General features: G+C 71.1%; 12 protein-coding genes. 5 read left to right on the top strand and 7 right to left on the bottom strand.

Annotated features, from left to right (window positions below; genetic code table 11):
• Positions 1 to 141: 141 nt before the first annotated feature.
• Together ACYVGT_RS12160 and ACYVGT_RS12165 are read left to right on the top strand one after the other, a co-directional pair.
• Positions 142 to 759, top strand: a complete 618-nt coding sequence (locus ACYVGT_RS12160; protein ID WP_460857269.1) for an NAD(P)-dependent oxidoreductase — start codon at positions 142 to 144, stop codon at positions 757 to 759.
• A gap of 38 nt (positions 760 to 797) precedes the next feature.
• The gene (locus ACYVGT_RS12165; RefSeq protein ID WP_460857271.1) at positions 798 to 2,108 is read left to right on the top strand and encodes an FAD-dependent oxidoreductase; all 1,311 of its coding nucleotides are present in this window, start codon (positions 798 to 800) and stop codon (positions 2,106 to 2,108) included.
• A 34-nt stretch (positions 2,109 to 2,142) separates the two neighbouring features.
• On the opposite strand, the gene ACYVGT_RS12170 is transcribed toward ACYVGT_RS12165, so the two are convergent.
• From ACYVGT_RS12170 to ACYVGT_RS12200, 7 genes are all read right to left on the bottom strand, one after another.
• Positions 2,143 to 2,634: a nuclear transport factor 2 family protein gene (locus ACYVGT_RS12170; protein WP_460857273.1), complete on the bottom strand. Its 492-nt coding sequence runs from the start codon at positions 2,632 to 2,634 to the stop codon at positions 2,143 to 2,145.
• Positions 2,631 to 4,178 (bottom strand): FAD-dependent monooxygenase, encoded by a 1,548-nt coding sequence (locus tag ACYVGT_RS12175; protein WP_460857276.1) that lies wholly within the window; start codon positions 4,176 to 4,178, stop codon positions 2,631 to 2,633. Before ACYVGT_RS12175 ends, ACYVGT_RS12170 begins: the two co-directional genes overlap by 4 nt.
• Positions 4,179 to 4,184: 6 nt before the next feature.
• Positions 4,185 to 5,144, bottom strand: a complete 960-nt coding sequence (locus ACYVGT_RS12180) for an aromatase/cyclase (protein WP_460857278.1) — start codon at positions 5,142 to 5,144, stop codon at positions 4,185 to 4,187.
• Positions 5,145 to 5,177: 33 nt separating this feature from the next.
• Positions 5,178 to 5,963, bottom strand: a complete 786-nt coding sequence (gene fabG / locus ACYVGT_RS12185) for a 3-oxoacyl-ACP reductase FabG (protein ID WP_460857280.1) — start codon at positions 5,961 to 5,963, stop codon at positions 5,178 to 5,180.
• Between the two features lie 21 nt (positions 5,964 to 5,984).
• Positions 5,985 to 6,242, bottom strand: coding sequence for an acyl carrier protein (locus ACYVGT_RS12190; RefSeq protein WP_460857283.1), 258 nt, complete (start codon positions 6,240 to 6,242; stop codon positions 5,985 to 5,987).
• A gap of 72 nt (positions 6,243 to 6,314) precedes the next feature.
• Positions 6,315 to 6,641 carry a TcmI family type II polyketide cyclase gene (locus ACYVGT_RS12195; protein WP_460857285.1) on the bottom strand — a complete coding sequence of 109 codons (327 nt, stop codon included), beginning with the start codon at positions 6,639 to 6,641 and terminating at the stop codon, positions 6,315 to 6,317.
• 42 nt (positions 6,642 to 6,683) lie between these two features.
• Positions 6,684 to 8,147 carry an FAD-dependent monooxygenase gene (locus ACYVGT_RS12200; protein ID WP_460857287.1) on the bottom strand — a complete coding sequence of 488 codons (1,464 nt, stop codon included), beginning with the start codon at positions 8,145 to 8,147 and terminating at the stop codon, positions 6,684 to 6,686.
• A 173-nt stretch (positions 8,148 to 8,320) separates the two neighbouring features.
• On the opposite strand from ACYVGT_RS12200, the gene ACYVGT_RS12205 reads away from it, so the two are divergent.
• The 3 genes from ACYVGT_RS12205 to ACYVGT_RS12215 are packed head-to-tail and all read left to right on the top strand — an operon-like array spanning position 8,321 to position 12,200.
• Positions 8,321 to 9,589 (top strand): beta-ketoacyl-[acyl-carrier-protein] synthase family protein, encoded by a 1,269-nt coding sequence (locus ACYVGT_RS12205; protein WP_460857290.1) that lies wholly within the window; start codon positions 8,321 to 8,323, stop codon positions 9,587 to 9,589.
• Positions 9,586 to 10,848: a ketosynthase chain-length factor gene (locus ACYVGT_RS12210; protein WP_460857293.1), complete on the top strand. Its 1,263-nt coding sequence runs from the start codon at positions 9,586 to 9,588 to the stop codon at positions 10,846 to 10,848. Before ACYVGT_RS12205 ends, ACYVGT_RS12210 begins: the two co-directional genes overlap by 4 nt.
• Positions 10,849 to 10,898: 50 nt before the next feature.
• Positions 10,899 to 12,200, top strand: a complete 1,302-nt coding sequence (locus ACYVGT_RS12215) for an NAD(P)/FAD-dependent oxidoreductase (protein ID WP_460857295.1) — start codon at positions 10,899 to 10,901, stop codon at positions 12,198 to 12,200.
• Positions 12,201 to 12,263 lie beyond the last annotated feature (63 nt).

Genomic DNA, 12,263 nt, shown 5'->3' on the forward strand with positions numbered 1-12,263 from the left:
ACCGCCAACGCGAGGAACCCGCGCGCCGGTGCGCCGGTAGACCGGTGCTCGCCAGGGCGGGGCTCCGGACGGCTCCGGACACCGTCTGCCGGACGCCGCCGACCCGACTCCGGCCGCTGCCGCGAACGAGAGGACGAGAACGTGTGGCTGTCGATATTCGGAGCGACCGGACGGACCGGGCGCCTACTGGTCGCCCGCGCCCTCCAGGAGGGGCACCATGTCACGGCGTTCGTCCGCTCCCCGCAGCGCCTCCCCCTCGACCATCCGCGCCTGGTAAAGGCAACACTCGGCGATACGGCCGCATCTTCACTGGCGAGCGGCATGAAGGGCAGCGACGCGGTTCTGTCCGTGCTGGACGGCAGCATCAGAGACGGCCGCCCGGCCACCGTGTGGACGCGCGCGGCCCTCGCCGCTATGGAGGAGTGCGGTATTGAGCGGATCGTGGTCACCAGCGCCGCGCCGGTCGGCGCGCGGGGCGGGCGCTCTCCGCTCCTCTACCGGCTGGTCGGGTGGGTGTTCCGGGATTCCCACCGGGATCTCGCGACGATGGAGGACGCCATCGCCGGCAGCAGCGCAGCGTGGACGATCGTTCGGCCGCCGCGGCTGACCAACGGCCCCGCGACTGGCACCTACCGGGTCGCGATCGGCAGCGGTGTCCCCAGGGGATGGTCCCTCTCCCGCGCCGACCTCGCCTCGGCCGTGCTGCGGTTCGCCGACGATCCGGCCGCCGTGCGCCGGGGTGTCGGCATCGCCTATTGATCCGATCCGGCCCTACCCCTCCGGCGAAAGGACGCGCCGTGCCTCCCTCCACGGACTACCCCGACGAGACGACCGTCGCCATCTCCGGCGGCGGGCCCGCCGGGATGATGCTGGGGCTCCTCCTCGCCCGCGCTGGTGTGGACGTCACCGTGGTCGAAAAGCACTCCGACTTCTTCAACGACTTCCGCGGCGACACACTCCACCCCTCGACCCGCACCGTGCTCGACCAGATCGGACTCGGAGCGGAGGTCGAGCGCATTCCGCACCGCAAGGTCCGCCGCATCACCGTGGGCCGGGACTCCGCCGAGATCAGCGCGGACCTGGCCGCCCTCTCGTTGGAGCACCCCTATATCGCCATGGTCCCCCAGTGGGACTTTCTCGAAATGCTCGCCCGTCGTGCCCGGAGCTACCCCGGCTTCCGACTGCTCATGGCGGCGGAGAGCACGGAGCTGATCCGCGAGGGGGCCGCGGTCCGCGGACTCCGCTTCTCCGACGGGTACGGAGTGCACGACCTCCGCTCCGTGCTCACGGTGTCCGCGGACGGGCGGCGCTCTCCCCTGCGGGAACAGGTCGGCCTGCACCCGCACAGCCTGGGCTCGCCGATGGACGTGCTGTGGCTGCGGGTTTCGCGCGGCGACGAGCAGGTGGAGGGCCTCAACGGCCGCGCTGAACGCGGCGCCATGGCGTTCGCGATCGACCGCGGCGACTACTGGCAGATCGCCTTCGTCATCGGCAAGGGCGGGTTCGACGGGCTGCGCGCGGGACCGGTGGAGGGGCTGCAGAGCCGGCTCTCGACGCTCCTGCCGTTCCTGGGCCAGCGCGTCCAGGAGATCCGGGCGTGGGACGATGTCGCACTCCTCGACGTGCGCCTCGAGCGGCTTGCGCGCTGGCACCGCCCGGGGTACCTGTGCATCGGCGACGCGGCCCACGCGATGACTCCGGTCGGCGGGGTAGGGATCAACCTCGCCGTGCAGGACGCGGTCGCCACCGCCAACCTGCTGGCGGAGCCCTTGGCCCGCGCGCAACGGGATCCGCGCCGCCTGGCCAAGACATTGAACCCGGAACTGCTGGCACAGGTCCAGCGCCGCCGGAACTTGCCTTCCGTCGGAACACAGATGGTCCAGCAGTTCATGCAGCGCGAGCTGTTCGGCTCTGTGGTCCCCGGCACCGCGGAGAACGGCCGCCCGCCGGCGCACCGGCGCCTGGCCGACGCGGCCCTCGGATCACCCGCCGGTGCGCGCGCCGCGAACCGCGTCTACTCTGCGCTGATCTCCAGGGTGATGCTGCGCGGCCTGCGCCCGGAGCATGTGGCCTCGCCGGAACAGGCCGTTCCGGACGCGGCCCCGTGAACCTCCGGGAGGCCGGCCGGGTGCGGCAGAGCCGTCACTGCCGCGTGGGCTCGGCGGGCGGCGCCGGAGGGCGCCCCCGCGTCCACACGCCGATGTACTCGGCTCGGGCAAGCCGCCAGCCGGAGTTGGTACGCCGTGCGTCGAAAACGTACTCTGCTCCGCCCGTATAGGCGTTCTCCGGTTCGTCCGCACGCTGCAGGTGGGTGGCGATCATCTTGGACCGCACCGAGGCGGTGTCGCCGTCGAGCTCGATCACGTTGTTCGCGACGAGGTGGTGGCTGCGCTCGAATACCAGTGCCGAGGTCCGCACGGCGGTCCGCATCTCCTCCCTGCCCGTGTAGGTTCCGGTCGGCACAGTGAGAGCGAAGTCGTCGGTGTAGAGCGATTCGAGCCATGCGTCGTGGGTGCGCCGGTCGTCCGGCGAGAGGAAGTGCCGGCTGATGAGCTGATCGATCTCCGACCTGTCCACCACGTCGCGGAGGCGTGCCGAAAGCGCATGTCCGTCGGACCGGATTGCGTCGTTCACGTCCGGTCTCCTTTCTTCGTTGGCTTCGGATCCCGGTGATCGGTGCGAGGCGCGCCGAACCATCGCCGAAGAGCGTCCTCGATCGGGCTGCCGGAGGTGTCGGTCCAGACGACGTGTCCGTCCGGCCGCAGCAGGGCCGCACCCACACCGCTTGGCAGCCGGTCGGTATCGGGGGCCCCGCGGACCGGCACCGTGCGGACGCGGTCAGACCATCCCTCGGCCAGAGCGGTCCGGCACGGGACTCCGGGGCGCACCGCCAGCACGCCGTTCCCGGCCGGGAACGGCTCCGGATCGGCTGCGGAGCGTACCGGCGCGATCCGCAGCCCCATGATTCCGGCGCCGGGGCCCCTCTCCCGTGTCGGGTACCGCACGTCCACACCGCCCACCAGTTCAGCGAGGTGCCGGGCCGCGGCCGGAACGGCCATCAGCTCGCCCACCAGGCCGCGGAGCGGCTCCGCCCGTTCCCCGTCAAACTGCAGCACCGTCTGGGCTTCGACGTTCGCCAGCACCCGGGCACCCGCCGCATGCCGCTCCGAGTGGTAGGTGTCCAGAAGTCCGTCCGGCGCCCAGCCCTTGATCTGCGCGGCCAGCTTCCATCCGAGGTTGACGGCGTCGAGAAGGCCCGTGTTGAGCGACTGGCCTGCAACGGGCATATGGCTCCGTGCGGCGTCGCCTGCGATCAGCACGCGTCCGCAGCGGTAGGCAGCAGCATGGTGGCGGGCATCGGTGAACGAGTCCGTCCAGAGGGCGCGGCATGCCCCGATGTCCTCACCCGTGACCTGCTTCCATGCCGCGGCGACCTCGTCGAAACAGGGTGGGCGCGTCCGCACCGCCGGCGCGGCTCCATACCGGTGCACCATGATGCGGGTGACGCCGCCGGGAAGGGCCCCGGCGGCCGCGACCCCGTCCGGCAGCCGATCGAACCGCCGTGCAGCGAGTTCCGCCCCGACAATGTCGGCGCGGAGCAGCTCCCGGCGCGCCGGCCGGGTCTGCGCGTCTATTCCGCCCAGGTGCCGAACGGCCCCGTCCCGGCCGTCGCATCCCAGGACGTAGCGGGTCCGCAGCCGGCGTACACGCCCCGGAGCGGCGTGCGGGGCGGCGATCTCCAGGACCACCTCCTCCCCGTCATCGCAGAGGCCGACCACCTCGTGCCCCCGGTAGACCGGTACGCCCAGCCGGGAAAGCCACGCGCGCAGGATCTCCTCCGTCCGGAACTGGGGCACCATCCAGTTGGCCGCGATAGGCCCGCCGGCCAGCCCCATCTCCAGTGGCGCTCCACCGAAATGGCCCCGGTCCCTGCGTGGCGGCGTGCCCAGCTCCCGTGCCATCCCGCGCTGCAGCAGAAGTTCAACCGACCGGGGGCCGAGCTGGGCCGCGCGCGACTCCCGGTGCGGCGCGGGGAGGCGGTCAAGCACGACCGCCTGCACGCCGCCGAGCCGCAGCTCGCCCGCCGCCAGCAGGCCTACCGGGCCGGCGCCCACCACCACGGCATCGACGGCAGTCTCCGGGACTGCGCCGCATCGGCCGATCGCTAGCGCGGCCACACCGCCTCAGCCCTTCCCGCCCGATTCGGCGAAGCTCTTCGCCAGCCGCATCGTGGCCGCGCTGTTTCCGCCGATCGCCGAGCGCACCGCCTGCTTGGCTTCGGCGAGGCCCGCCGCCGGCCCGAGCACAGCCGGGATCTTCTTCTCATCGATGCGCACGGTGTGCTGCGAGCAGATGGTCGTTCGGCCCGCTTCCTCCGCCACGCTCCAGACCCCGGTGTGCAGCGTGATGAGCGGAGGCGTGCGCAACTGCTTGTAGACGATGCGGTGGTGCGGAAAGCAGACGCGGACGGACTCCGTGGTGTGCACCGAGCCCCCGCCGTCCCGCGTGTCCATCTCCAGGGTCTGCAGGCCGGGCACGTCCTCGGTCAGGCTGAGCCGGGCCACATGGGGCAGGCGCTCGGTCCACCGGTCGGCCTCGTTGAGGAAGGCGTAGACCCGTTCGGCGGGGCCGTCGGCGGCCACGCGGTCCTCAAAGACCAGCAGCGCAGCGTCCGCCTCTGCTCCCGCCTCAGCGGCGGCCGCCATCGCCGCCAGTTCGGCGCGGCTGTTGGCGTCGACGGCGGACTCGATCAGCCGGAGGCTCTCGGGGTCGTCGCCGACGGCCCGGTAGTCGTGCAGCAGGCGGACGCGGGACGTCTGCTCGGACAAGGGCTCCACCACCCACGCGCCGCCCATGGCCGCCACCGGATGCGCGGGCACCTCCTGGCGGAACTCGACGCGGAGCGCATCCGGGTCCAGCCGGCGGCGCGACGTCCAGGTCCTCGGCGCCCCGTGGGCGAGCGCCCACAGGCGGATCACCTCTTCCCCTTCCCCGGGGCGCCGCTCTGCGTACTCCGCGTGGACGGTGGGCGGGAAGATCTGCGGCCAGCGCTCGACTTCGGCGGCGATCCGGTAGACGGTCTCGGCCGGAGCGCCGACCTCCGCCGCGTGCTCGATCTCCTGGACACCCTGCTGTTCCGGCATGATCACTCTCCGTACGCCACGATGGTCCCTCGGTCAGAAGTTTCCGAGTCCGCCGCAGACATTGATGGCCTGCGACGTGACGGAGTCGGCGAGATCGGTCGCCAGGTAGCCGACCATTCCCGCGACCTCCTCCGGTGTGGAGTAGCGGCGCAGTGGGATCTTTGCCTGGAAGCGCCGGAGGATGTCGTCCTCGGAGACCCCTTCGTGCGCGCTGTGGCGCTGCCGGACCTGCTCCGCCATCGGCGTCTCGACATATCCGGGACAGACGGCGTTCACCGTGATTCCGGACGCGGCAAGCTCGTTCCCGAGCGCCTTGGTGAAGCCCACCACCCCGTGTTTGGAGGCCGAGTAGGGGGCTCCGTAGACCACGCCCTGCTTCCCCGCGGTCGAGGCGATGCTGATGATCCTGCCGCGCGGGAGTGTGCGCATCCCGCCCGTTTGGAGGACCTCCCGGGTCATCCGGAACACGCTGTTCAGGTTCGTCTCGATGACGTCAAGCCACAGGTCGTCGGGGATGTCCGCGGTGATTCCCCCGCCGCTGCGCCCGGCGTTGTTGACGAGGACGCCGATCGGCCCGTACTGGTCCGCCGCTGCCCGGACCAGCGCACGGACCTGCTCGGCGTCCCGCACGTCGCACGCCGTCCCCTGCACTTCGAGGCCCTTGTCCCGGAACTGCCCGACGGCGGCCTCGACCTGGTCAGCGCTGCGAGCGCAGATGAACACGCTCTTACCCTGCTCAGCCAGCAGGCCCGCGACCGCGTGTCCGATCCCGCTCGTGGCGCCAGTGACGAGAGCGGCGCGCATTCTGTCCTCAGGCATTACGCCCCCAATCCCGGTCGCTCAGCCCAGGCGCGCGTTCACGAGCTTCAGCAGCTCGCCCGGCGTCTCCGCGGCCACGAGGTCGTCTTCTTCCAGGTCGATATGGAACCTCTTCTCGATACGGCTGCCCGTCTCCAGGATTGCCAGTGAGTCGTAGCCGAGGTCGGCGAAGGAGACTTCGGTGATGTCTCCGCTCAGATCAACCCCCTCCGCTTCCCCCGCGGCTGCCTTCAGCACCGCCTTCAGCTCCTCCAGCGACAAATACACCGATTCCGCCATCTCGCCTCTCCTTTCTGCGTGGCTGCGCGGGGGGCTTGTCCCCGCAAGCGCCGGATGTTCAGCGGCGGCCGTTCAGCGGCCCTGCTCCCAGAAATAGAAGCGCTGGGCTATGGCGTCTGCCGGCGAGCGCCATGTCGCCGGGTCGTAGGCGTTGACGTAGGGCCGCATATCGGCGCTGATCTGCTGGAAGAGGGGGTGTGAGCGCGCGTTGTCGATCGCGACGGACCCTTCGGACTCGAAGTCCTGCAGGTGCAGGTAGAGGTCGTTGAACGTGAAGAGCTGGCGCCGCAGCGTGCCCATTCGCTCGGGCATGTCCGTCTTGTCGAACGCTGAGAAGAGCGAACGGATCTCTTCCTCATAGGGGCCGGATTTGCGGGCGATGATCAGTGTGCTGTGCATAGCGTGGCGTCATCCCTTCGGAGATCTGCGGAATCTGGCAGCTCATTCGTGCGGCGGACCGAACCAGCGGGCGAGCGCCGCGGTGGGGTCGGGGTCTCCGGATCCCGCCGCGGTCCAGGCAATGTGCCCGTCCGGCCGGACCAGTAGCGCCTGCGCGCCGTGCACGGCGGTGTCCCGTGGCGCGTCTGCTTCGACCACGTCGACGCGGTCACGCCACCGGGATGCGGCTGCACGCTGGTCCGGAACGCCCGCGACGTCGAGGAAGACCCCCCGGCCGCGGCTCAGCAGCTGGGCGGTGGTCGTCGCGCGCCCTCCGGCGGCGAGGCCGGTGTGCGGAAGGCGGCATCCGAGCAGCGGGTGGTCGCCGGGGCCGACGTCGTAGCGGATGTCGAGGCCCCCCACCATGCCCGCCAGATGCCGGGCCACGTCCTCGCGGGCGATCAGCTCTGCCAGGACCTCCCGCATCGGGCGGGCCGCCTCCCCGCCGAGGGTGAGCATGCCCTGGGCGCGGGTGTTGCGGAGGAGCCGCTCCCCGACCGGATGCCGCTCGGTCTCGTAGGTATCGAGCAGCTCCTCCGAGGCGCGCCCGGACGCGACGGCCGCGAGTTTCCAGCCGAGGTTCGCCGCGTCCTGGACCCCGGTGTTCATGCCCTGTCCTCCGGCGGGGAGGCAGATGTGCGCAGCGTCGCCGGCCAGAAGGACGCGGCCCCTGCGGTACTCGGTCGCCTGGCGCGCCGCGTCGGTGAAGCTGCTGACCCAGCGCGGGGTGGCGCCCCCCACGTCTTCGCCGGTCAAGCGCTGCCACGCGGCCGCTACTTCGGCGAATGCGGGCGGCTCGGCCCGCTCCTTGGGCTCGTTGCCGTGCTCGCAGGCGATAATCCGGTGGATTCCGTCGCCGACCGGCCCTGCCATTGCCATCCCACCGGCGACGTGCTCACCGATCGGGCGGGGGCGGACCTCGGTGTTCTCAATGTCGGCGAGGTACATTTCGAGCGTTGGCTCCGTGCCCGCGAACGTGAAGCCGGCGGCCGAGCGCACCGCGCTTCTCCCGCCATCGCACCCGACCACGTACGAGGCGCGCAGCGTCGCCGGTCCCGCCTCTCCCTCGATGTGCACGTCCACACCTCGGGAGCCCTGGTCGAGGCCGACGACCGTGGCGCCGCGGCGTATTTCCACGCCGAGCCGGCCGAGCCAGCCGCGCAGGACTTCCTCGGTCCGCCATTGCGGAACGCCCTGGACACTGAAATGCGCCCCTTCGAGCACCGAGAAGTCCAGCGGGACACCGCCGAAGTGTCCGGCCGAGCTGGTAGCGATCTCCCCGAATTCCTCCAGAAGCCCGCGCTGCGCGAACAACTCCATCGTGCGCGGACCGAAACCGAGGCCGCGGGATTCACCCGACGGGGCCGTGCGGCGTTCGAGAAGGACCACCGGCGCACCGGCGAGGCCGAGTTCACCGGCCAGCATCATGCCGGTGGGGCCTGCTCCCACAACGACGACATGTTCCATGGGCCCTCCACGATCGACTCCCGGTGCCGCTCTCTGACCGGAACCGAGCATCGCCGGGCGTCCTAGAAGTTCACTCGGGGCTCCATCGAGCCCGCTCCACGGGCGCCCGAGCGAGTTTCGAGGCGGTGTCTCCACTCTCTCTCTGGAGCGATTCTTCAGAATGGGGTACCGGAATGCGCAGGGTAGCCGTGACAGGAATCGGAGCCGTGGCTCCCGGCGGGGGCACCATCAAGGAGTATTGGGACCTACTCACGTCCGGGCGCTCGATGACCCGGCGCATCACCTTGTATGATCCCGCGCCCTTTCGCTCCAAAGTGGCCGCCGAAGTCGACTTCGACGCCGCTGCCGCCGGCCTCGGCCCGCAGCAGATCCGCAGACTCGACCGGGCCGGCCAGTTCGCCGTCGTGGCGGCCCGCGAGGCTCTGGCCGACAGCGGACTTGGCGACGCCGGAGTGCCGCCGGACCGGATCGGGACCTCCCTCGGCAGCGCGGTCGGGTGCACCACCACCCTGGAACGCGAGTACGTGGTCCTCAGCGACGGCGGCCGCAAGGCCAACGTCGACCACGAGTACGCCGTCCCCGAGCTCTACCGGAACTTCGTGCCGAACACGATGGCGGCCGAGGTGGCGTGGACCGCCGGGGCAGAGGGCCCGGCCGCGGTGGTGTCCACCGGCTGCACGTCCGGACTCGACGCCCTGGGGCACGCCGCGGAGCTGATTCGCGACGGGACGGTGGACACCGTCATCGCCGGAGCCACCGAAGCGCCCCTCTCCCCCATCACCTCCGCGTGCTTCGACGCCATCCGCGGAACGACACCCGACGACGACCCGCCAGAGAGGGCCTGCCGCCCGTTCGACCGGAGCCGGCGCGGCCTCGTGTTGGGTGAGGGGGCCGCCGTGCTCGTGCTGGAGGAATTGGAGCACGCGCGCCGCCGCGGCGCGCACATCTACGCGGAGATTGCGGGATTCGCCTCGCGGTGCAACGCCTACCACATGACCGGTCTGCAGCCGGACGGGATCGAGATGTCCTACGCCATCGACGCAGCCCTGGCCGAGGCGGGACTCGCGCCGGAGGAGATCGGCTATGTCAACGCACACGGATCAGCGACAAAGCAGAACGACCGGCACGAGACCGCTTCGCTCAAACGCAGCCTGGGCGACCACGCCTACCGGGTCCCGGTGAGCTCGATCAAGTCGATGATCGGCCACTCGCTGGGCGCCATCGGCTCCCTGGAGACCGTCGCGTGCGCACTGGCCATGGAGCACGGAGTCGTGCCGCCGACGGCGAACCTGCACGATCCCGACCCGGAGCTGGACCTGGACTACGTGCCGCTGACCGCGCGCGAGGTCCCCCTCGACCACGTACTGACGGTGGGCAGCGGTTTCGGCGGTTTCCAGACCGCTCTGGTGCTGTCCAAGCCTGATCGGAGGAGCGCATCGTGACTGCCGCCCAGACGGCCCCGGAACACCGCCGCTCCGGCCTCGGCCAGGTCTCGGCTGTCGTCACCGGTATCGGCATCGCGTCCCCCAACGGGCTGGGCACCGAGGAGTGCTGGCGTGCGACGCTCGCCGGCCGCAGCGGGCTCGCGCGGATCTCCCGCTTCGATCCGTCGCAGTACCCGGGGACGGTGGCGGGAGAGGTCGGCGGCTTCGTCGCTGAAGAGCACATCCCGAGCCGGCTGCTGCCGCAGACCGACCACCAGACCCGGCTCTCGCTGACCGCCGCGGAAGAGGCCCTCCGCGACGCCGGCATCGTTCCCGGAGAGCTCGATGAATTCGCGGTGGGCGTGGCGACCGCGGCCTCCGCCGGAGCGGTCGAGTTCGGCCAGCGCGAACTGCAGAACCTCTGGTCGAAGGGGAAGAGCCATGTGAGCGCGTACCAGTCGTTCGCCTGGTTCTACGCCGTCAACAACGGCCAGATCTCCATCCGCCACGGGCTGCGGGGGCCGGGTGGGGTGCTGATCAGCGAGCAGGCCGGCGGGGTCGACGTTCTCGCCCAGGCGCGGCGGTTCATCCGAAGGGGCACGCCGGTCATGCTCACGGGCGGTGTGGACGGCGGTCTGTGCCCCCTTGGCTGGGCGCACTACCTCGCCACCGGGCTCGTCGCAGAAGAGAGCGATCCGGCCCGCGCCTTTCTGCCGTTCTCCCCCGCGGCCGGTGGATTCGTCCCTGGTGAGGGAGGCGCGATCCTCGTCATGGAGGAGGCCGAGCACGCGCGGCGCCGGAACGCCCCTGCGCTGTGCCGGGTGGCGGGCTACGGCGCGACGCTCGACCCTCCGCCCTGGTCTGGCAAGCCGGCGCTCCTGGAACGGGCGATGAGGGCGGCGATCGCCGACGCGGGGCTGCTCCCGGGGGACATCGACGTCGTCTTTGCGGACGCGGCGGGCGAACGCTCCGGCGATCGCGCGGAGGCCGATGCCCTGCGCTCGGTCTTCGGCCCCTCCGGGGTTCCGGTAACGGCACCCAAGAGCATGACGGGACGCCTGTTCGCCGGCGGCGCCGCCCTGGACGCCGCGTTCGCCGCGCTGACACTGCGGGACGGACTGATCCCGCCCACGGCCAACGTGGCCGAGCCCGCAGCCGAATACGAAATGGACCTCGTGACCGAGGCAGCGCGCCCTGCCGACGTCCGGACCGCACTGGTCGCGGCACGCGGGCACGGGGGGTTCAATGCGGCCCTGGTGCTGCGCGCCCCCGCATAGCCGGCGCCGATGCCGGCGCCAGATCCAACCGAACAACGGAAGGAGTGTCCATGGCTGCGACACCCCACACACGGAGCGAGTACGACGCCGTCGTCATCGGCGGGGGGCCCGGAGGATCGGCCTGCGCACGCACGCTCGCCCTGGCAGGCCGGTCTGTCCTGCTCCTGGAACGCGAGCAGTTCCCCCGGTTCCATGTCGGCGAGTCGCTGCTCACCTATACGGCCGACGCGCTGGCGAAGCTCGGCATCCTGGGCAAGGTGCAGAGCTCGGGCTTTGTCACGAAGCGCGGTGTCGAGCTGACGGACACGTCAGGAGACTCCTACCGCGTTGACTTCGCCGAGATCGGCGAGGGCTACCGGAACTGGACGTTCCAGGTGGAGCGCTCCGACTTCGACCGCATCCTGCTCGACTCGGCGGCCGAGGCCGGCGCCGAGGTGGCCCAGGGGGTGCGCGTGCTCGCCCCGCTGCAGTCGGACGGCCGTGTCACGGGGGTCCGCTACACCGACGGAGAGCAGGAGTACTCCGTCTCGGCCCCCTACGTCGTCGATGCCAGCGGACGCGCCGGCGTCCTGGCGCGCGCGCTCGGCCTGCGGAAGACCGACAACAGCATCCGCATGATGGCCGTGTTCAAGCACTTCGCCGACATCAACGAGCTGCACAATCCGGGCGCAAAGGGCGACATCGTGCTCGGCAACCACGCGGACGGCTGGGTGTGGGCCATCCCGATCCGCGAGGACAAGCTCAGCGTCGGAACCGTCGTCCCGGTCGACGTCATGCGCGCGGGGCGGGCCGAGGAGATCTACGAGGAGTTCGTCGCACGCCTCCCGCGCATCCACCGGCGTGTCGCCAACGCCACGGTGGCAGCCGACCTCAGCGGCGAGACGGATTACAGCCACTACTCCGCACGGCTGGCGGGCCCCGGCTACTACGTGGTCGGGGACGCCGGCTGCTTCACCGACCCGATCTTCTCCGCGGGGGTGTTCCTCGCGCTGGTGACCGGTACCCGGGCTGCCGAGGCGATCGGCGCCTCCCTGGCGGATCCGTCGGTCGCCCAGGGGCGGGCCGACCTCTACGAGCGGTTCGCCATGACCGGGATGGACACCTACCACCGCTTGATCCGCGCCTTCTACTCCCACAACTACAGCGTCTACGAGTACCTCTGGGACCAGTGCGCGAGCGGGGAGGCCAGTCTCGCGAGCGTGCTCCGCCTGATGAACGGCGACTTCTGGAACCCGGAGAACCCGGTGGGGCAGCGGCTCCGGAGCAACCACGAGTGGGGGGTGTTCGAGGACTTCGTACCGGACTACACCCATCCGGTGCACGGCATCCACCGTGAGGCCGCGGCCGGATGAAGCGCGGCCGGCGGCGCTCCGGCCCCGGAGCGCCGCCGGCCCTCCGCGCGCTGACGGCGGCTG

Source organism: Nocardiopsis coralliicola (assembly GCF_054779695.1).

Bases quoted from the DNA above. Each gene is read 5' to 3' on its own strand.
- ACYVGT_RS12205 (WP_460857290.1), top strand. From the start codon at position 8,321: ATGCGCAGGGTAGCCGTGACAGGAATCGGAGCCGTGGCTCCCGGCGGG.
- ACYVGT_RS12190 (WP_460857283.1), bottom strand. From the start codon at position 6,242: ATGGCGGAATCGGTGTATTTGTCGCTGGAGGAGCTGAAGGCGGTGCTG.
- fabG (WP_460857280.1), bottom strand. From the start codon at position 5,963: ATGCCTGAGGACAGAATGCGCGCCGCTCTCGTCACTGGCGCCACGAGC.
- ACYVGT_RS12180 (WP_460857278.1), bottom strand. From the start codon at position 5,144: ATGCCGGAACAGCAGGGTGTCCAGGAGATCGAGCACGCGGCGGAGGTC.
- ACYVGT_RS12195 (WP_460857285.1), bottom strand. From the start codon at position 6,641: ATGCACAGCACACTGATCATCGCCCGCAAATCCGGCCCCTATGAGGAA.
- ACYVGT_RS12200 (WP_460857287.1), bottom strand. From the start codon at position 8,147: ATGGAACATGTCGTCGTTGTGGGAGCAGGCCCCACCGGCATGATGCTG.
- ACYVGT_RS12215 (WP_460857295.1), top strand. From the start codon at position 10,899: ATGGCTGCGACACCCCACACACGGAGCGAGTACGACGCCGTCGTCATC.